We start from the raw sequence: 18,892 nt of genomic DNA on the forward strand, positions 1-18,892 counted from the left end.
CCACCCGTTCCCATCCCGAACACGGAAGTTAAGCCCTCCAGCGCCGATGGTACTTGGGGTGAAGACCCCTGGGAGAGTAGGTCGTTGCCAGGCAAAAACAAGAAACCCATCCTTAAATGAGGATGGGTTGTTTTTTTATGTGCCCGGCATGGAGAATCACCCTAATGAAATGATCATGAAACAGGATTGACGATTGATATCAAGGAAGCAGAAAAATGGCTAAAAAAAGCATTATTAGGAGATCTAAAAGCGATGACTGAACCAGGGAGAAGATATTTCACAGAGGATGGTTTTGGGGTTGATTGAGAAAAAAGAGAAATGTGGTTGAAAAAGATACAGGATCATTTGTCCAAAATCATGTAAAATGAAAAAAGATAGGGAGTTTCTCGTTGGCAAGTAAAGGTGGAGGGATCTGGGGATCTGGTGCTAAAAATGTCGTAAATCCACAATAGAAGCAAATGATTCAGACAATATAGGATGTTGGCTAATCGTTGCAAGCCTGAAGAGAGCTGACTGCATAAAATCCGGAGAATTCTGGTTAAAAAATGAGAATATTTGCTTAGGTTTAACTTTTTCTTGTCAAAGAAGGGAAAGTTTATGATAAAGTGAATATATAAATCGTAAATATGAATCGGTTTACCATAAGGGAGAGGAACGATGCGAAAGTTTTTGGCTGGGATATTATTGCTCGGGATTGGGGCAGGAGCCTTTTGGTTCACAGGACCTTATTGGCCTGAGATTGCTTCTACCATCCCTACCCTAAAGAAAGCCGTTGAAGATATTCAAGGGCTTCATGTAGTGAAAAGTGATGCACTCCCAAAAGAAGAAGTGCCTATGGTTATTGCCAGGCACTTACAAAACCGTGATCAAACCTTCACGATCAAGTATAAGGTTGATCCACAAATCATCAACAAGTATCAAGAAGTTGTTGGCACAGAAAGAAAGAACCAAATTACAAAAGAAATTGATCTGGAATTTAAAAGGTTGTTTGATCATGCCTTGCGTGAAGACGAATATCTGGAGCATGTGATTGAGAAGTATACTTGCAGATGGACTTATTCCGACTGGACAAAAGAAGTAACGCTTTATTTTGATGAAATTGTATATCGGGAAAGCAAACAGGAGACCGAAGCGGTCGATGTCGTAGCTGAACGATTGGTGGATAAACTGATCCGACCAGAGATGACCGAGTATCAAAAGGTAAAGAAGATTCATGACTATATTGTAAATCATGTGAAATATGTGCTCGTCGACAATGGTCGGGAAAAAAACACGGCCTATACAGCTCTGTTTGAAAAGCGGTCTGCCTGTTATGGTTATAGCATGCTCGCCTACAAAATGTTGGAAAAAGCAGGAGTAGACGCCCATATTGTAACAGGCAAGGCGATTGCTGACTTTAATGATGGAAAACTTGTTGGGCATGCTTGGAATTTAGTAAAAATAAAAGGGCAATGGTACCACATGGACGTAACTTTTGATGATCCAATCGGTCCGAGTGATGCACAAAAGCCTTTTTATGATTATTTTTTGATCTCTGACAAGCGTATTAAGAAAAATCATTTCTGGAATCCAGAAGAACAAAAATATGATATGCCTGTAGCTGAAAGATCATATCCACGTTAAAAAACACCCCCTTCATGGGAGATGTTTGAGGCCGCTCTATAAAACCCGGTTTTCCTTTTCCAGTTGAACGACTTCTTGCTCGTTTTTAAGCAACGGGAGTGAAACGGAAAAGGAAAACCGGCATATAACGGAAACTTTGTCAACAAGCTGAAACACCTCCTTCATGGGAGGTGTTTTTTAATGTAACCACTATGATTCTAATAATGCTACAATGTCTTTTTCTATCTCCGTTGGTTTCGTAGCAGGGGAATAACGTTTGACGACTTGTCCCTCTTTGTTAATAAGAAATTTGGTAAAGTTCCATTTGATGCTCTTGGTAAGGACACCAGGTGCTTGTTGGGTGAGATACTGGAATAGTGGATGGGCATCTTTACCTTTCACTTTGACTTTGCTAAAGAGTGGAAAGGTAATGCCAAAGTTCACTTGGCAAAATTGCTGGATTTCCTGATCGTCTGCAAACTCTTGATTCATAAATTGGTCACTGGGGAATGCGAGGACGACAAAGCCTTGGTCCTGATACTTTTGATAAAGCTCCTGAAGTTCTTTATATTGGGGAGTAAAACCACATTTACTGGCTGTATTCACAATTAAAACCACTTTTCCTTGATAATCGGATAAAGATTTTTCTTCACCCGTCATTGTTTTAGCGCGAAAGGAATAGATGGACATGATGAGCTCCTTTCTATAAGGAAATAAATTCTTTAATTAAAAGATAACATATGACACGAAAAAGTACGATTTATTCCATTTCTAGGAACTTATATTTGAACTTTTATGATATAATGCAATGGTCTATATCAAAGATACATAGAAAGGACTTATAGCATGACGGTAACGAAATATCAATTGATGAGAAAACAACGTTCCGAAGAAAACCTGCAACGTGTTGGGTTAGAGGTAAATCCAGCATTTCCTGTATTGCCTGGTGAAGCTGATATTCAGACGCGTTCGGCAGAGGAAGTAGCCAAGCGAGCGTTAGCCTTATATAACTTGCTAGGTGTTATTTTTTATGAATCTCCAGAGGAAGTCGTTCAATGGACAATCAATGAAGGCCTGTGGGATTCGTTAAGTCCTCGGGAAAAAGAAATTTTTTCGATTCCGATTTCTGATCAAGATCCAGCCGAAAAAGCTTGGGCGTTAAGGTCTTTAAAATCGAATATATTAACATGGCGTATCGAAGCGCTTTGGGTATTGCTTTGGTGTTTAGGAAAAGTGGATCGTTTAGAGCTGCCACAAGAAAAATTGGATGGCTCAGGCATTCGGGAAGTGATGCCAGAGTTAGGTGAACCCGTTCAAGCATTTATTGAGCAAGCTCGCTTACGTCCACTTTCAGAAGTGCTAGATCAAATCGATCTGCATTATCGTATTTATTGGACAATGTCTGAGGCTGAGGAACAAGAGAAGGAGCTGCCAGTCTATTTCGACTCCTATATTCTGTATGAAAGACTTCATGCATTTAGCTGGTTGGCCGGTTTTGAAGAAGAATGGGATGATTGATGCGTTAAATGATAAGAAACGATTTCGTTCAAAAGTAAAAAAACAGCCCTTATTGAAAGTGGCTGTTTTTTGCTATCAAGAAGGTCTGGTCTGAGGATTGGACTCTGGCTTATGTTTTGGCATACGAAAACCTGTAAGAAAGGTAAGGACAGCTAAAGCGGTTAACAGAATGAAAATTGTTTGGATTCCAGAAGCCAGTGCTTCACGCACGTGGAACAGTACGGTTGAAGAAAGATGCTGAGAAGCATGTGGATTGAGTATTTGATCTAATTGTTCTTTAGAGATCGTGTATCCCTGCTTAAGACTGGCTTGCATGACCATATGGTTAAAAATGGTTCCTAAAATGGCAATTCCAATCGTAGAACCTAATGAGCGGATAAAGGTATTGGAAGCAGTTGCTGCTGCCCGAATTTCCCAGCTGACAACCGATTGGATTGTTACTGTCATGGTTGTAAAACTAAAGCCAAATCCAAGTCCCATGATCGATGTAATCATCATAAAAGTTAGGCGTGGTGTTTCCATATCGACCGTTGCCAGCCAACTGGTACCCATCAGGAGAAAGGAAAAGCCGATGAAAACTGTTTTACGTGGTCCCAGTTTAATAAGCGCTCTTCCGCCAAACGTTGCACCTATGGCCCAAGCAATGGATAAGGGAATCAAAGTGATGCCTGAAGCAGTAGCTGAGAACCCTTTGATCCCTTGCATCCAAATCGGGATAAACGTAACCATCCCCGTTAAAACTGCGCTAGCTGTAAATCCGGCGATGTTGGAAAAAAGCAGAGTCGAATTTTGAAAGATTTGTAATGGCAGTAACGGATCTGCTGATTTTTTTTGGATCCAGATAAATACCCCTAAAAAGAGAAAAGCACTCGCAAATAACCCAAATGTGACAGGAGAATTCCAGGCATATAGGGTTCCTCCCGCTTGCATGGCAAAGAGTAAAGCCGTCATCGCAATCGTAAAAGTGATTGCACCGGGATAGTCGATATACTTTTTCTCCTTCTTTTTGACTGTTTCATGCAAGAAAAGCCAGATCATTGTAAGCGAAACAGCACCGATCGGAAGATTGATGAGGAAAATCCAATGCCAAGAAAGATAATCCACAATGATTCCGCCAGCAATGGGCCCGATAATCCCGGCGATCCCCCAGACAGTGCTTACCCAACCTTGCATTTTCGCCCGTTTCTCATAAGAGTAGAGATCACCCATGATCGTAGCTGTTATTGGCAAGATGCCTCCAGCTCCCAAGCCTTGAATGGCGCGAAATCCAATAAGTTGGTGAATATTCTGGGCCAAACCGCAAAGTAAAGAGCCCAATAGAAAAATGGATGCTCCAACCGTAAAAATGATTTTGCGTCCGAACAGATCAGCTAATTTCCCATAAATCGGAGTAGCAATGGATGAAGTTAAGAAATAGATGGCAATGACCCAATTAATCCACTCTGCACCGCCTAAATCACTGACGAGTGTTGGAATCGCTGTGCTTACAATAGTACTTTCGACTGCAGCGAGTAAGATGGAAATAAGGAGGGCGATGGCAACGTTTCGCTCTTTTGTCTTTGTCATACTACTGCCCCCGATCTAATGAATCATCATAAAAAAGAACGAGTCGGAAAAACGGAGCGGGTTTTGAATCGATTTGTAACTCTAGGGACTTTTGAAATTACTTATAGAAAGAGAGTTTGAGGGTCACTCTACAAACTGGTGGCTCTTATTCCAGTGGAGCGACTTTGGCTACGGAGTGAAACGGAACAGGAATCCCGTAGCCCAAAACGAAGCTTCGTTCTAATTATTTAGAGATGCAAAAAATTAGATGTTATGATTGTATAATGAAAAAATCCTTGTTGTCTAGCTCAGGATAAAGAAGATGATGCTTGATTGGCAAACGGTTGTTTATTTAAGGCAGAGAGAATGGTTGTTTTGCTTAGATAGATACTGATCAGCGAGATGAATAACAAAATACTTAAAATAAAGTAAGATCCTTGTGTTCCAATCATGTGAATTAGTTGGGTAAAGGAAAAGACCAGGAGAACCCGGATGCCTAAACTCACTCCATTAATCGAGCTGTTAATCCGCCCCATTAAGTGATTCGGTACAATCTCCATCATGACTGTATTGCGAACAATGCGTGTTCCAGCGTTGCCAACCCCTTTAAACACCTTCAATAGCAAGAAGAGAGATAAGGATGGAATCAAAGCCATAAGCAAGGTAGAGATGAAAGAGAGAAAAACGGTAAAGATGATGGCAGAAACCATATTCCATCGATTCATCAACCAAGCCATAAAAAGGCCGGATAAGGCAGCACCCACAGCATATAATGCCTCAGCGATCCCCATTGCACTTGCATCTGCTTTTAAGGTTGAAAGAATATGAATCGGGTTCAAATAATTTCCGACCATTACCACGATAAAAGGCATGAGTGAGGAGATGAAAAAGATCGCAATCCAAGGTATTTTTTTGAGATAAAGAAATCCTTCTTTCATACTGGTCCAGTGACTCATGGATTGTGGCGCTTTGTTTTTGATTTGGGGGATATATCGAATGCTCAAAATGAGTAAAAAGCCCAGTACATAGGTCATTGTGTCAATGAAAAGAATGGTAGAGATATGTACTTTGGTAATCATCAGACTGGCGAAACCAGCACTAAGTAAAGAAGCGGTTTGTGATTGGATCTCTAACAGGCTGTTTAATTTTTTATATTGATCAGGATGAAAGATTTCATGTGCAAAAGCAAAAATACCAGGGAAGATCAAGCTCCAGTAGAGTGTTCCGACAATTTCCAAGACAATTAACTGCCAGATGGATATGTCTCCTGTTAAAAAGCTGTAAACTGCAAAGCTGAAGACAAAACTCCCTCCCCATAGTTGGGTAAACAATAGATATTTTTTTCGCGAATATCTGTCAATAATAGTTCCGATATAGGGGCTCAGGAAAAAAGAAGCCAGTGTTACACCTAATAAGGTATAGCCATAAATCGTTTCCCCACCGGGCTTTTTTACAATCAACCAGGCAATTGCAATGGCAGTGATCCCACTGCCAATAGAAGAAGTAATATTCGCCAGCAGGAAGGCAAATAATTTGTAATCTTTCCAAAAGGATTTTGGTTGCATAGGACTCCCTCCCATCTATGGATGCTTCGGTCTTTAGATGATCAGCTATTCTTTTCTCCTATTTTTTGTGTTTTTCGATTTTTCTTCTTTATATCGATGCTGTACTTCTGTGATTCGCTCTTCCACTTTCATCTTGGTTAGCTGTTCGATCACGTAAATGTTATACATGTAAACCACCTCGGGATACTTTTTAAACATTTTTGTTTATTATATCTGTTTTTATATTACCCTATGAACAAAACATTCGTCAACTTTTTATATAACTAAATTTATAAATAGGTTGTTTTGTGAAATGAATCAGAAACGTTGATTTTCACCATTTTCCGGTTGGTGTCCAATATATGTCCGCTCCAAAGGATTCTTGGACGAAAAATGCCTCTCTTTCTGCATCCAAATTTTTTTATAATCAATACCGCTGAAAAGGGATGAAAGGGATCAGTAAAGCAGATATTACTGACAAACTATTATTTTGGATTGTTTGTTTATATTGGAAGGAAAAAGCCAGAAATCATCGTGATAATTCGGTTATACACGAACAATTAATGGATTCCTTTTCTTTAATATTCGTTTTTTAATTGACTCGCTCTAGCTTCCCTGTTACACTAGGGGTGAAAGAGGAATTCTCATATATGCTTGGGGATATGGCCCAAGTGTTTCTACCGGGAAACCGTAAATTTCCTGACTATGAGAAGAGCCTCGTTTAGGTTACGGGTTTTTTGTGCCTAAACAGTGGTTTTTCTCAGGGAGTGAAAATCTACTGTTTAGGCTTTTTATTTTGAACAACGAAATAAGGAGCTTAAAACCATGGCGAAAGCATTAGTGGGAGTTATCATGGGTAGTACTTCAGATTGGCCAACAATGAAAAAAGCGTGCGATATATTGGAGGAACTGGAGATTCCTTATGAAAAGCAAGTAGTTTCTGCTCATCGTACACCTGATGAGATGTTTCGCTATGCAGAGGAAGCTGAACAAAGAGGCATTGAAGTGATTATCGCGGGTGCAGGTGGTGCTGCACATTTGCCAGGCATGGTAGCAGCCAAAACCGTTTTACCGGTAATTGGTGTCCCGATCCGCAGTTCATCACTGAATGGATTGGACTCGTTGCTATCCATTGTACAAATGCCCGGAGGTGTGCCTGTGGCAACAGTTGCCATCGGGGATGCAGGAGCTACGAACGCAGGCCTGTTGGCAGCGGAAATGTTGGGAGTTAAATATACAGAGATTAGAGAACGGTTAAAACAGCGGCGTGAAAATATTCGTAACCGAGTGCTAAAGGATCGTGAGCTGAAATGAGTAAACAAGGAACATGGTTACCGGGGCAGACGATTGGCATTTTGGGTGGAGGCCAATTGGGGCGAATGCTCATTCTGGAAGGGCGAAAAATGGGGTATCGGTTTGTGACGTTAGATCCATCTGAAGATTGTCCGGGAAGCCAGGTAGCCGATGACCATATTGTTGGAGCCTATGATGATCTCCATGCAGCACAGAAGCTAGCCGAGCAGGCAGATGTGATTGTATACGAGTTTGAGAACATTGACCCACAAGTGGTGCAGTATTTGGAGAGAATCAAGCCTGTTCCTCAGGGTAGTCAGCTTCTTTCCATTACACATAACCGTTTATATGAAAAGAAAGCGTTGGAGCGAGCAGGTGTGCCTGTTGCTCCTTATCGGATTGTCCAAACAATCGAAGACTTGAATCAGGCAGTGAAAAAACTGGGAATCCCTGGCGTGTTAAAAAGCACGACAGGGGGATACGATGGCAAAGGACAATGGATGATCCGAACATTAAAAGATGTGGAGCAGTTGCCTGCAGATATGTTTTCTGAAGAACGGCTGTATATTTTTGAGCAGTTTGTTCCCTTCATTAAAGAAGTCTCTGTTGTGGTGGCGCGCAGTACGATGGGTGAGGTTCAAGCTTTTCCGGCTGTGGTGAACCTGCATCGTCACCATATTTTGCATATGACGATTGCTCCGGGCCCATTGGAAAAAGAAGTGGCTCAAGCAGCAGAGGAACTGGCGATTCGAGTTGCCGAACAGCTGCAAGTGGTTGGTCTCATTGCTGTAGAAATGTTTTTATTGCCTGATGGCAAACTATGGGTAAACGAACTCGCGCCACGCCCACACAATTCAGGCCACTATACTTTGGATGCATGTGTGTCTTCTCAATTTGAACAGTTTTTGCGGGCAGTATTGGGTTTGCCACTCCAATCACCCAAACTGGTTACGCCAGCGGTGATGATCAATCTTTTAGGTGAACATTGTCCAGCGTTTATGACGAAGATGGCTCAGCTACCACCGCAGGTTAAAGTACATTGGTATGGGAAAAAAGACGCAAAGCGTGGTCGCAAGATGGGGCATGTAACCATTTTGGTTGACCGTATGGAGGAAGCTTTGACGCTTGCGGATCAGCTCGGTATTTGGCCCCCATTGACAGAAGATGAGAAACAAGCGATTATAGCTAAATGCAAACCATTAGAAGGAGTGGAAGCAGGAAAATGATCGAGCGTTATACACGGCCAGAGATGGCAGCCATTTGGACAGAAGAGAATCGATTTAAAGCCTGGTTGGAGGTAGAAATCCTTGCTTGTGAAGCTTGGGCGGAATTGGGGGTCATTCCAAGAGAGGATGTAGAGTTGATCCGAAAAAATGCCCGTATCAATGTGGAGCGTATTCATGAGATCGAACAGGATACCCGACATGATGTTGTGGCATTTACCCGTGCTGTTGCTGAGACGCTGGGCCCCGAGTCAAAATGGGTCCATTACGGTTTAACCTCAACAGATGTTGTGGATACGGCTTTGTCTTATTTATTAAGACAAGCGAATGAAATTTTGTTAAATGATGTGGACAACTTCATCCAGATTTTGAAACAGAAAGCACTGGAGCACAAATATACAGTGATGATGGGACGGACTCATGGGGTACATGCAGAGCCAACGACCTTTGGACTTAAAATGGCTTTGTGGTATGCCGAAATGAAACGAAACCGTGAACGTTTGGTGCAAGCGATTGAAACGGTACGTGTGGGTAAAATTTCAGGAGCTGTTGGAACGTACGCCAATATTGATCCGTTTGTCGAGAAATATGTATGTGAAAAGTTAGGATTGGAACCGGCTCCGATTTCGACCCAAACCCTGCAAAGAGACCGTCATGCAGCTTATATGTCAACCCTTGCCTTAATAGCTACCTCGCTGGAGAAGTTTGCAGTGGAAATCCGAGGGCTCCAGAAAAGTGAGACACGAGAAGTAGAAGAGGCATTCAAAAAAGGACAAAAAGGATCTTCGGCCATGCCGCATAAACGCAATCCGGTGGGTTCGGAAAATATCACTGGACTGGCACGAGTAATTCGTGGCTATATGATGTCTGCTTATGAAAATGTACCGCTGTGGCATGAACGGGATATTTCGCATTCATCCGTCGAGCGGATTATTTTGCCGGATGCGACCATTTTGCTCAACTATATGCTGAATCGGTTTGCCAATATCGTCAAAGAATTAACGGTTCTGCCAGACAATATGAAACGAAATATGGAGCGCACCTTTGGTTTGATTTATTCCCAACGTGTACTGTTGAGCTTGATTGATAAAGGTTTAAAACGGGAAGAAGCGTATGACCGTGTGCAGCGCCTTGCCATGCAAGCATGGGAAGAGCAACGGCCATTTAAGCCATTGGTGGAAGCGGATGAAGTAATTGCAAGCATTTTAAGTCCGGAAGAAATCAATGATTGCTTTGACTATAACTATCACTTGAAGCATGTGGATACGATTTTCGCTCGCCTGGGTCTTGAATAACCCCAGGCGAGAGAGAAAGGAGCCAAATGATGGAGGAGCTTTTATACGAAGGCAAGGCCAAACAATTGTTCCAAACCGAAGATCCAAATATCTTGCGCGTCAAGTACAAGGATGACGCAACAGCTTTTAATGGAGAGAAAAAAGCACGACTGACGGGCAAAGGAGAACTGAATAACCAGATTGCAGCCTGGTTCTTTCAGTTTTTAAAAGACAAAGGGGTTCCCAATCATTTTATTCGCATGATTTCTCCAACCGAACAGTTGGTAAAAAAAGTGGCCATTATTCCACTTGAAGTAGTCGTACGTAATATTGTGGCTGGTTCTTTGGCGAAGCGTCTGGGATTGGAAGAGGGAACGTCATTACGTCAGCCTGTGGTCGAGTTTTACTATAAAAATGATGACCTGGGCGATCCGCTTATTAATCAGGATCATATTGCCGTTTTGGAACTGGCGAGCGAAGAACAGTTACATGAAATGAAAACGATCGCTCTTCAAGTAAACGAATTGATTCGTGGGCAGATGGATCGTTTAGGCATTACCTTGGTTGATTTTAAATTGGAGTTTGGTATTGACGCAGAAGGCCGTGTATTGTTAGCCGATGAAATTTCACCAGATACCTGCCGTTTTTGGGATCAACGGACGAAAGAAAGATTGGATAAAGACCGTTTTCGTCGGGATTTGGGACAGGTGATTGAGGCATATGAAGAAATTTTATCACGATTAGGAGGAAAACAAGGTGTTTAAAGCGACGATTTTTGTCACCTTAAAAGATAGCGTATTGGATCCACAAGGAGTGGCAGTGAAAGGTTCTCTTCATTCCCTCGGCTTTGTTCAAGTACAGGATGTTCGGATCGGAAAGAGATTGGAAGTGCTTCTGGATAGTGAAAGTCGCGAACAAGCTGAAGAACAGGTACAGGCGATGTGTGAAAAATTATTGGCAAATCCTGTGATTGAAAACTTTGCCTATGAGGTGGAGGAGGTGGCCTGATGCGGTTTGCTGTAACGGTTTTTCCAGGCTCCAACTGCGATATTGACGCCATTCATGCGATCAAAGATGTATTGGGAGAGTCAGTCACAGCAGTCTGGCATAAGGAATCGGATTTAAGCAAATATGATGCCATTATTTTGCCTGGTGGTTTTTCGTATGGGGATTATTTGCGTACAGGTGCCTTGGCCGCTCATTCTCCGGTGATGGAAGGGGTCCGTGAGGCAGCAGAAAAAGGAAAGTTGGTCATCGGCATTTGCAACGGGTTCCAAATTTTGCTGGAAACGGGACTCTTGCCAGGGGCCATGCGTAAAAATGATCATTTGCAATTTCGCTGCAGTATCCCAACCCTACGTGTGGAAAATAACGAAACTCCTTTCACCTTGCAGTATCGAGAAGGTGAATTGATTCAAATTCCGATTGCGCATATGGAAGGTAATTATTATTGCGATGAAGTCACCTTGGCGGAGTTAAAGCGTAACAAGCAGATTATTTTCCGCTATGCAGGTGAAAATCCCAATGGTTCAATCGATGATATCGCTGGTATCTGCAACCGAAATCGAAATGTACTGGGAATGATGCCTCATCCAGAACGGGCCGTCTGTGATTGGATGGGTTCGTCGGATGGCATGAAATTGTTTACTTCAATGCTTCAGTATTGGAAGGAGAATTACGGTGCAGCTTAAACAATTGGTAAAAAGCTTACCTCATGAACCAACCCCGGAAAAGATTCGTGATCAGGCATTATATAAAGAGTTGGGCTTGCGTGAAGAAGAGTATGGGCATATTGTCAGACATCTTGGTCGTCTTCCGAACTGGACGGAAGTAGGCATTTATAGTGTGATGTGGTCCGAACATTGCAGTTATAAGCACTCCAAAGCCTTGTTAAGAAAATTTCCAACCCAAGGCCCCCGTGTTTTGCAAGGACCGGGTGAAGGTGCTGGTGTCATCGACATCGGCGATCATCTAGCAGTGGTCTTTAAAATCGAAAGCCATAACCATCCATCCGCCATCGAGCCATTCCAGGGAGCTGCTACTGGAGTAGGTGGAATTATCCGTGATGTCTTTTCAATGGGGGCAAGACCCGTTGCTCTGCTAAATTCACTGCGTTTTGGTGAACTAACCTCTCCTCGTGTCCGTTATCTGTTTGAACATGTAGTCGCAGGCATTGCCCACTATGGAAACTGTATCGGAATTCCGACAGTTGGTGGCGAAGTGGTGTTTGATCCAGCCTATGATGGAAACCCGCTGGTCAATGCCATGTGTGTCGGGATTTTGGAACATGACAAATTGCAAAAAGGGATTGCAAAAGGTGTCGGTAACCCTGTCATTTATGTAGGTGCAAGTACGGGACGCGATGGAATTCATGGTGCCACTTTTGCTTCGGAAGAACTGAATGAAGCATCAGAAGAAAAACGGCCTGCTGTACAAGTGGGAGATCCCTTTATGGAGAAGTTGCTGTTGGAAGCTTGTATGGAAATGGTAGATCAAGGGCTTCTGCTTGGGATTCAAGATATGGGTGCCGCTGGTTTAACCTGCTCCAGTGCTGAAATGGCAGCCAAGGGAGAACATGGCATGGAGCTCAATCTGGATCTGGTTCCACAGAGGGAAAAAGGGATGACACCTTATGAGATTATGTTATCTGAATCCCAAGAGCGGATGCTACTTGTCGTTGAAAAAGGAATGGAAGAAAAAGTAAAAGCCATTTGTGACAAGTGGGGATTGCAATCCGCTGTGATTGGACATGTCACAGGCGATCAGCGTTACCGTTTGTACTTCCAAGGAGAACTGGTTGCAGATATCCCTGTCAAAACTTTGGTTGATGATGCACCATGCTATGCTCCTGAACAAAAAGTACCGGATTATTATAGGGAAAATGAAACGATTTGTCCAGTCGAACAGGTAAAGGATGTTGACCCGCAAGAAGCGCTTCTCCAAGTGGTTTCATCCGTCAATATGGCTAGTAAGCGCTGGGTCTATCAGCAGTATGACCATATGATTCGGACCAGTACGGCTGTACGTCCTGGCTCAGATGCAGCTGTCATCGTGATTCGGGGAACCGATAAAGCCTTGGCGATGAGTACGGATGGCAATGGGCGTTATGTTTATCTGGATCCCGAGCAAGGTGGGCGAATTGCTGTAGCCGAAGCCGCCCGCAATGTTGTATGTGCTGGAGCTGAACCTCTTGGATTAACAGACTGTCTGAACTTTGGCAATCCAGAAAAGCCGGAGGTATACTGGCAGTTCGCACAAGCCATTGAAGGCATGAGTGCGGCTTGTCGTGAGCTGGAAACCCCAGTCGTGGGTGGGAATGTCAGCTTGTACAACGAGACCAAAGGCCAAGCGATTTACCCAACTCCGATCGTTGGGATGGTGGGCTTGATCGAAAAAAGAGAGCATATTACGACACAAGCATTTAAAGCACCTGGTGATGTGATTCTGTTATTGGGTGAAACAGATGCAGAACTTGGTGGAAGTGAACTCCAATATTTGGTTACCGGAAAAATCAGTGGCCGGCCACCCCGTCTCGACCTGGAGAAAGAACGGAATGTACAGCAAACGGTATTACGTGCGATTCGGAGCGGTTGGGTGCGTTCAGCACATGACTTGGCTGAAGGTGGATTGGCACTCGCTTTGGCGGAATCTTGTATTGATGGAAAATTGGGAGCCCATGTTTCATTGGAAACCGACTTGGCTCCAGTTGTACATCTGTTTAGTGAAAGCCAGTCTCGCATTTTATTAACCGTATCCAAAGAAAATGTAGATCATGTTCGGACATTGGCTGAAGAAAATGGTGTGGCTTGTACCGTATTGGGGGAAGTAACCGATCATCCAGAGCTCACCATTCAGGTAAATGGACAGGTGGTCATCCATCAACCCATAGCGAAATTGACGCAACGATGGGAGGAGGCGATTCCATGCGCGATGAGTCCATCTTCGATCTAGACAAATTAAATGAGGAATGCGGTGTATTTGCGATTTTTGGTCATCCAGATGCGGCGCGTTTAACATATTATGGACTTCATGCACTTCAACACCGCGGACAAGAAAGTGCTGGAATCGTCGCCTCTGATGGAAAGAAGTTTTGTGTCCATCGAGGTACGGGGCTGGTCACAGAAGTTTTCCAGAATGAGACGATTGACAAGCTCAAAGGACATGTAGCCATTGGGCATGTACGTTATTCGACCACAGGCGGAACGGGGCTAGTGAATGCTCAGCCCCTCGTCTTTAACTATGCCAATGGAGAATTGGCTGTTGCGACCAATGGGAATTTGGTAAATGGACAGCGATTGCGTCGAGAACTGGAAGAATCGGGTTCCATTTTGCAGACTTCCACGGATACAGAAGTGATCGCTCACTTTATCGCGCGTTCACAAAAAGAAACATTGGTCGAGAAAGTGAAAGAGGCGTTAAGCTATGTAATTGGAGCTTATGCGTTATTGATTTTAACGAATGATGAATTGATCGTTGCCTTGGATCCCCATAGTCTGCGGCCCTTTTCGATGGCTCTGTTGGGTGATGCATATGTTTTTTCCTCGGAAACGTGCGCATTTGATGTCATCGGTGCTGAGTTTTTACGGGAGATCGAGCCGGGAGAAATGCTGATTTTAAATCGAGATGGAATCAAATCCATTCGTTTTACCCAGCCACAACCAAAAGCGATTTGTTCATTTGAATATATTTACTTTGCACGTCCAGACAGTGATATCAGCGGGATCAATGTGCATGCCGCCCGCAAACGCTTAGGTCGTAAGTTGTTTGAAGAAGCCCCCATTGAAGCGGATGTAGTGACAGGAGTACCAGACTCCAGCATTTCAGCTGCAATCGGTTTTGCTGAAGCAGCCCACATTCCCTATGAGCTTGGGCTCATTAAAAATCGCTATGTGGGTCGAACCTTTATTCAGCCAACACAAGAGCTGCGTGAACAAGGCGTTAAAATGAAACTGAGTGCTGTACGAAAAGTGGTAGAAGGCAAGCGAGTGGTCATGGTAGATGATTCCATTGTACGAGGTACCACAAGCCGCAAAATCGTCAATCTGCTCAGGGAAGCAGGCGCGATCGAAGTTCATGTGCGAATCAGCTCTCCACCCGTAATCAATCCCTGTTATTATGGGATCGATACAGCGGATCGAAAAGAGTTGATTGCTGCTACGCATAAAGTCGAAGAAATTCGTCAAGCGATTAACGCAGACAGTCTGGCGTTTTTAAGTGTGGAAGGAATGTTGGAGGCGATTGGCCGTCCAGTCGGGGATAAAAATAGAGGACATTGTCTTGCTTGCTTTACGGGAGAGTATCCAACCGTAATCGAATCGGAACATGAGTACGTTAAGGTTCTGGAGGGAAAACGATGAGTCAAGCCTATAAAGATGCTGGAGTCGATATTGACGCAGGAAATGAAGCCGTTGAACGAATTCGGGCACATGTTCAGCGTACCTATCGTTCCGAAGTGATGGGAGAGCTAGGCGGTTTTGGCGGACTGTTTGCGCTCAAGAATTATCGTCAACCCATTTTGGTTTCCGCTACGGATGGAGTTGGAACAAAGCTGAAAGTCGCATTTGCCCTCAATCGACATGACACGATTGGGATTGACTGTGTGGCCATGTGTGTCAACGATATTGTTGTTCAGGGAGCTGAACCGCTCTTTTTCCTCGACTATCTGGCAACTGGGAAATTACAGCCTGAACAAGTCGAGATGATTGTGAAAGGTGTAGCAGATGGATGTGAACAGGCAGGCTGTGCGCTGATTGGCGGCGAAACTGCAGAAATGCCAGGAATGTATGCTGCTGGAGAATATGATATTGCCGGTTTTTGTGTAGGGGTTGTTGAACGGGAACATCTTTTGCCAAGTGCAACCATTGAAGAAGGGGATGTATTGATCGGACTGGCTTCCAATGGCTTGCACAGCAACGGTTTTTCTTTGGCGAGAAAAGTATTGCTGGATGATCGAACCAGCGATTGGGATGAAAAAGTGCCGGGCAGCGAGCAAACATTGGCTGAAGCGTTGCTCATGCCGACACGTATTTATGTACGGCCTTTTCTGGAGTTAATGAAACGGTTTACGGTTAAAGGAGGAGCCCATATCACTGGGGGAGGCCTTGTTGAAAATGTACCTCGCATGCTCCCGCAAGGACTGCAGGCCGAAATCGATCCAACGGTATGGGAAATACCTGCGATATTCCGCTGGATTGCTGAACTGGGGAGAATTCCTGCAGCTGATATGTATCGTACCTTTAACATGGGAATTGGTATGGTCCTGATTGTACCAAAGAGTGAAGCGGATGAAGTGGTGAAAGCGGCAACGGAAATGGGAGAAACAGCTTATATCATTGGCCAGGTTCGGGCGGGAACGAAGCGTTTTGTTTGGACAGGAGGCGAATGGGAGTGAGTATTGCCGTATTCGCCTCAGGAAGTGGCAGTAACTTTCAAAGCCTGGTCGAAACAGCCAGACGTGAGCAGTGGCCGATGGACATCTCTTTACTTATTTGTGACAAACCAGGGGCAAAAGTGCTTGAACGGGCGAAAAACCTCGAGGTACCGGCCTATCCTTTTAACCCTAAATCATACCCCTCAAAAGCGGATTATGAGCGTGAAGTGCTTGCCTTATTGGAGCAGTATCAGATCCAATGGATTGTACTGGCAGGGTATATGCGTTTGATCGGGCCTACGCTGCTTCAGGCTTATGGTGGGAGAATTGTGAATATCCATCCTTCCTTGTTACCGGCTTTTCCGGGGAAAAATGCAATTGAGCAAGCTTTTCATTATCCAGTGAAGGTATCAGGAGTCACTGTACATTTTGTGGATGAAGGAATGGATACAGGCCCCATCATTGCCCAAGTACCTGTGGAAATTGCTGAAGAAGATACAATTGGAACATTTACACAAAAAATTCAACAAGTGGAACATTGGCTTTATCCCAAGGTGGTTTATGATTTAATCATTGGAAAGGTAACTTCTCCAGTATCGTTATGTTCTGCTAAACGCGACAAGGAGGGAGTAAGATGAGTCAGATTCGTCGGGCGTTAATCAGTGTTTCGGACAAAACAGGGGTAGTGGCATTTGCGAAAAAACTGGCAGAGCAACAGATTGAAATCATCTCCACTGGAGGAACTTATCGTGTCTTGCAAGAAGCAGGGATCCCTGTGAAGGGGATTTCTGAGGTGACTCAGTTTCCAGAAATCATGGATGGACGTGTCAAAACGCTCCATCCGAAAGTACATGGAGGGCTCCTGGCGATTAGGGATTTGGAGACCCATCGTCAGCAGATGGAGGAAAATGGAATTGAGCCGATTGATCTGGTTGTGGTCAATCTTTATCCATTCCAGCAAACGATTGCCAAACCGGACGTTACCTTTGCCGAAGCGATTGAGAATATTGATATTGGTGGCCCTTCCATGGTTCGGTCTGCAGCGAAAAATCATCGTTATGTAACAGTAGTTGTGGATCCCAGCGACTATGACACTGTGGCAGAGCAGATCGCTCAAGAAGGAAATACTGATGAAGAGACACGGGCTCGACTGGCAGCCAAAGCCTTTGGTCATACAGCGGCATATGATGCACTGATTGCGCAATATCTCCATGAACGGATTAGCGTTCGTTTCCCTGAGCAATTGACACTCACTTTTGAAAAAGTAAGTGCACTGCGGTACGGAGAAAATCCTCACCAGCAGGCGGCGTTTTATCGTGAACCGTTAGCAAAAGCGGGGCAAATCACCTCAGCCAAACAATTGCATGGAAAAGAGTTGTCTTACAACAATATCAATGATGCAAATGCTGCCCTGGAGATTGTCTCTGAGTTCACAGAACCAACCGTAGTGGCTGTCAAGCATATGAATCCTTGCGGTGTCGGGACAGGTCACACCCTGGATGATGCTTTCCAAAAAGCGTATGATGCAGATCCTGTTTCGATCTTTGGCGGTATTATCGCCTGCAACCGCCCAGTCGAAGGAACGGTAGCCCAAAAGATGAAAGAAATATTCCTGGAAATCATTATCGCCCCAAGCTTTACGGAAGAGGCCTTAGAAATCTTGAAACAGAAAAAGAATTTGCGTTTACTCCAATTGGAAACATTGGCTGATCCGAACAAGGGATTGAAGTTCCAATCGGTTGGAGGAGGTTTGCTGGTTCAAGAGACAGATGTACACCAGATTCGTTTGGAAGATTGTCAGGTGGTAACGGATCGGGAGCCGACTCCAGCTGAATGGGAACAGCTTCTATTTGCCTGGAAAGTTGTGAAACACGTGAAATCCAATGCGATTGTACTGGCTAAAGATTCCCGTACGGTCGGAGTAGGTGCTGGGCAAATGAATCGTGTGGGAGCGGCTAAAATCGCCATTGAGCAAGCAGGAGAAGCAGCCAAGGGGGCTGTCTTGGCATCGGATGCTTTCTTCCCGATGAGAGATACGGTAGAAGCAGCAGCAGCGGCTGGGATTACAGCGATTATTCAGCCAGGCGGATCGATTCGAGATGCCGAGTCCATAGAAGAAGCCAACAAGCATGGAATTGCCATGGTGTTTACGGGCGTTCGACATTTCAAACATTAAACCATGGCTGTATCAGGTTCACTTCTTTCAGCGTATACTAGTAAAAAGCTCGAAGGGAGTGAACCCCTTATGTTACGTTGGGCTATTATATGGATTATCGGTGCGATTGCACTGACTGGCATTTTTCAATATGTTATTTCGGGCTGGGATTTAGCCCTTTGGCAATACAATATTCGCATGGTTGCAGGCGGCTTTTTTCTCATTGCCTTTATTGTTGGTGGTGTACTGACAACAGATCAGGCTTATCGCCAAAAAAAGCGCTCCTATTACCGTGAAGACTGGTCACTGATTTGTATACTGGTCACCATTGCCTTATTTGGCATCAGTTATTTTTTATCTTAATGGAT

At 44.1% G+C, this 18,892-nt stretch carries 18 protein-coding genes, 1 rRNA gene and 1 riboswitch; of the genes, 15 read left to right on the forward strand and 4 right to left on the reverse strand.

The features are described from left to right. Positions 1-93, forward strand: a 5S ribosomal RNA gene (gene rrf, locus BMZ78_RS10785); the annotation flags it as partial. Positions 94-657: 564 nt separating this feature from the next. Further along, complete coding sequence (locus BMZ78_RS10790; protein WP_093230263.1) at positions 658-1,623, forward strand: transglutaminase domain-containing protein; 966 nt, start codon at positions 658-660, stop codon at positions 1,621-1,623. Positions 1,624-1,812: 189 nt separating this feature from the next. On the opposite strand, the gene BMZ78_RS10795 is transcribed toward BMZ78_RS10790, so the two are convergent. Beyond that, entirely contained in the window at positions 1,813-2,292 is a 480-nt protein-coding gene (locus BMZ78_RS10795) for a glutathione peroxidase (protein ID WP_093230264.1), read from the reverse strand. Between the two features lie 156 nt (positions 2,293-2,448). On the opposite strand from BMZ78_RS10795, the gene BMZ78_RS10800 reads away from it, so the two are divergent. Further along, positions 2,449-3,120 carry a DUF4272 domain-containing protein gene (locus tag BMZ78_RS10800; protein ID WP_093230266.1) on the forward strand — a complete coding sequence of 224 codons (672 nt, stop codon included), beginning with the start codon at positions 2,449-2,451 and terminating at the stop codon, positions 3,118-3,120. A gap of 75 nt (positions 3,121-3,195) precedes the next feature. On the opposite strand, the gene BMZ78_RS10805 is transcribed toward BMZ78_RS10800, so the two are convergent. The 3 genes from BMZ78_RS10805 to BMZ78_RS19375 all read right to left on the reverse strand — a co-directional run bounded on the left by BMZ78_RS10805 (position 3,196) and on the right by BMZ78_RS19375 (position 6,398). Next, positions 3,196-4,686: an MDR family MFS transporter gene (locus tag BMZ78_RS10805; protein WP_093230267.1), complete on the reverse strand. Its 1,491-nt coding sequence runs from the start codon at positions 4,684-4,686 to the stop codon at positions 3,196-3,198. A gap of 287 nt (positions 4,687-4,973) precedes the next feature. Then, positions 4,974-6,230 (reverse strand): MFS transporter, encoded by a 1,257-nt coding sequence (locus BMZ78_RS10810; RefSeq protein WP_175482416.1) that lies wholly within the window; start codon positions 6,228-6,230, stop codon positions 4,974-4,976. A 45-nt stretch (positions 6,231-6,275) separates the two neighbouring features. Beyond that, positions 6,276-6,398, reverse strand: a complete 123-nt coding sequence (locus tag BMZ78_RS19375; RefSeq protein WP_281244560.1) for a hypothetical protein — start codon at positions 6,396-6,398, stop codon at positions 6,276-6,278. Positions 6,399-6,833: 435 nt separating this feature from the next. Beyond that, positions 6,834-6,935: riboswitch (purine riboswitch) on the forward strand. A 99-nt stretch (positions 6,936-7,034) separates the two neighbouring features. Between BMZ78_RS19375 and purE the strand changes: the two genes are divergently transcribed. From purE to BMZ78_RS10870, 12 genes are all read left to right on the forward strand, one after another. Next, on the forward strand, positions 7,035-7,523 hold the full coding sequence (purE, locus tag BMZ78_RS10815) for a 5-(carboxyamino)imidazole ribonucleotide mutase (RefSeq protein WP_093230270.1): 489 nt from the start codon (positions 7,035-7,037) through the stop codon (positions 7,521-7,523). Next, positions 7,520-8,728, forward strand: a complete 1,209-nt coding sequence (gene purK / locus BMZ78_RS10820; RefSeq protein ID WP_093230272.1) for a 5-(carboxyamino)imidazole ribonucleotide synthase — start codon at positions 7,520-7,522, stop codon at positions 8,726-8,728. Before purE ends, purK begins: the two co-directional genes overlap by 4 nt. Then, the gene (gene purB, locus BMZ78_RS10825) at positions 8,725-10,020 is read left to right on the forward strand and encodes an adenylosuccinate lyase (RefSeq protein ID WP_093230273.1); all 1,296 of its coding nucleotides are present in this window, start codon (positions 8,725-8,727) and stop codon (positions 10,018-10,020) included. The genes purK and purB overlap by 4 nt, the downstream gene beginning before the upstream one ends. Positions 10,021-10,049: 29 nt before the next feature. After that, the gene (purC, locus tag BMZ78_RS10830; RefSeq protein WP_425263931.1) at positions 10,050-10,763 is read left to right on the forward strand and encodes a phosphoribosylaminoimidazolesuccinocarboxamide synthase; all 714 of its coding nucleotides are present in this window, start codon (positions 10,050-10,052) and stop codon (positions 10,761-10,763) included. After that, complete coding sequence (gene purS / locus BMZ78_RS10835; RefSeq protein WP_093230276.1) at positions 10,756-11,007, forward strand: phosphoribosylformylglycinamidine synthase subunit PurS; 252 nt, start codon at positions 10,756-10,758, stop codon at positions 11,005-11,007. Before purC ends, purS begins: the two co-directional genes overlap by 8 nt. Continuing rightward, positions 11,007-11,690: a phosphoribosylformylglycinamidine synthase subunit PurQ gene (gene purQ / locus BMZ78_RS10840; RefSeq protein ID WP_093230278.1), complete on the forward strand. Its 684-nt coding sequence runs from the start codon at positions 11,007-11,009 to the stop codon at positions 11,688-11,690. Before purS ends, purQ begins: the two co-directional genes overlap by 1 nt. Next, positions 11,680-13,950 carry a phosphoribosylformylglycinamidine synthase subunit PurL gene (purL, locus tag BMZ78_RS10845; protein ID WP_245739822.1) on the forward strand — a complete coding sequence of 757 codons (2,271 nt, stop codon included), beginning with the start codon at positions 11,680-11,682 and terminating at the stop codon, positions 13,948-13,950. Before purQ ends, purL begins: the two co-directional genes overlap by 11 nt. Beyond that, positions 13,923-15,356, forward strand: coding sequence for an amidophosphoribosyltransferase (purF, locus tag BMZ78_RS10850; RefSeq protein ID WP_093230279.1), 1,434 nt, complete (start codon positions 13,923-13,925; stop codon positions 15,354-15,356). Before purL ends, purF begins: the two co-directional genes overlap by 28 nt. Beyond that, the gene (purM, locus tag BMZ78_RS10855) at positions 15,353-16,390 is read left to right on the forward strand and encodes a phosphoribosylformylglycinamidine cyclo-ligase (protein ID WP_093230281.1); all 1,038 of its coding nucleotides are present in this window, start codon (positions 15,353-15,355) and stop codon (positions 16,388-16,390) included. Before purF ends, purM begins: the two co-directional genes overlap by 4 nt. Continuing rightward, positions 16,381-17,007, forward strand: coding sequence for a phosphoribosylglycinamide formyltransferase (purN, locus tag BMZ78_RS10860; RefSeq protein WP_093230282.1), 627 nt, complete (start codon positions 16,381-16,383; stop codon positions 17,005-17,007). Before purM ends, purN begins: the two co-directional genes overlap by 10 nt. Next, on the forward strand, positions 17,004-18,545 hold the full coding sequence (gene purH / locus BMZ78_RS10865; protein WP_093230284.1) for a bifunctional phosphoribosylaminoimidazolecarboxamide formyltransferase/IMP cyclohydrolase: 1,542 nt from the start codon (positions 17,004-17,006) through the stop codon (positions 18,543-18,545). The genes purN and purH overlap by 4 nt, the downstream gene beginning before the upstream one ends. 69 nt (positions 18,546-18,614) lie before the next feature. Further along, positions 18,615-18,887, forward strand: a complete 273-nt coding sequence (locus BMZ78_RS10870) for a hypothetical protein (protein ID WP_093230285.1) — start codon at positions 18,615-18,617, stop codon at positions 18,885-18,887. Positions 18,888-18,892: the final 5 nt, after the last annotated feature.

Origin of the sequence: Thermoflavimicrobium dichotomicum (assembly GCF_900114055.1) — a bacterium.
Taxonomy (GTDB): Bacteria; Bacillota; Bacilli; order Thermoactinomycetales; family Thermoactinomycetaceae; genus Thermoflavimicrobium; species Thermoflavimicrobium dichotomicum.

Bases quoted from the DNA above. Each gene is read 5' to 3' on its own strand.
- BMZ78_RS10790 (WP_093230263.1), top strand. From the start codon at position 658: ATGCGAAAGTTTTTGGCTGGGATATTATTGCTCGGGATTGGGGCAGGA.
- BMZ78_RS10795 (WP_093230264.1), bottom strand. From the start codon at position 2,292: ATGTCCATCTATTCCTTTCGCGCTAAAACAATGACGGGTGAAGAAAAA.
- BMZ78_RS10800 (WP_093230266.1), top strand. From the start codon at position 2,449: ATGACGGTAACGAAATATCAATTGATGAGAAAACAACGTTCCGAAGAA.
- BMZ78_RS10805 (WP_093230267.1), bottom strand. From the start codon at position 4,686: ATGACAAAGACAAAAGAGCGAAACGTTGCCATCGCCCTCCTTATTTCC.
- BMZ78_RS10810 (WP_175482416.1), bottom strand. From the start codon at position 6,230: ATGCAACCAAAATCCTTTTGGAAAGATTACAAATTATTTGCCTTCCTG.
- BMZ78_RS19375 (WP_281244560.1), bottom strand. From the start codon at position 6,398: ATGTATAACATTTACGTGATCGAACAGCTAACCAAGATGAAAGTGGAA.
- purE (WP_093230270.1), top strand. From the start codon at position 7,035: ATGGCGAAAGCATTAGTGGGAGTTATCATGGGTAGTACTTCAGATTGG.
- purK (WP_093230272.1), top strand. From the start codon at position 7,520: ATGAGTAAACAAGGAACATGGTTACCGGGGCAGACGATTGGCATTTTG.
- purB (WP_093230273.1), top strand. From the start codon at position 8,725: ATGATCGAGCGTTATACACGGCCAGAGATGGCAGCCATTTGGACAGAA.
- purC (WP_425263931.1), top strand. From the start codon at position 10,050: ATGGAGGAGCTTTTATACGAAGGCAAGGCCAAACAATTGTTCCAAACC.
- purQ (WP_093230278.1), top strand. From the start codon at position 11,007: ATGCGGTTTGCTGTAACGGTTTTTCCAGGCTCCAACTGCGATATTGAC.
- purF (WP_093230279.1), top strand. From the start codon at position 13,923: ATGCGCGATGAGTCCATCTTCGATCTAGACAAATTAAATGAGGAATGC.
- purM (WP_093230281.1), top strand. From the start codon at position 15,353: ATGAGTCAAGCCTATAAAGATGCTGGAGTCGATATTGACGCAGGAAAT.
- purN (WP_093230282.1), top strand. From the start codon at position 16,381: ATGGGAGTGAGTATTGCCGTATTCGCCTCAGGAAGTGGCAGTAACTTT.
- purH (WP_093230284.1), top strand. From the start codon at position 17,004: ATGAGTCAGATTCGTCGGGCGTTAATCAGTGTTTCGGACAAAACAGGG.
- BMZ78_RS10870 (WP_093230285.1), top strand. From the start codon at position 18,615: ATGTTACGTTGGGCTATTATATGGATTATCGGTGCGATTGCACTGACT.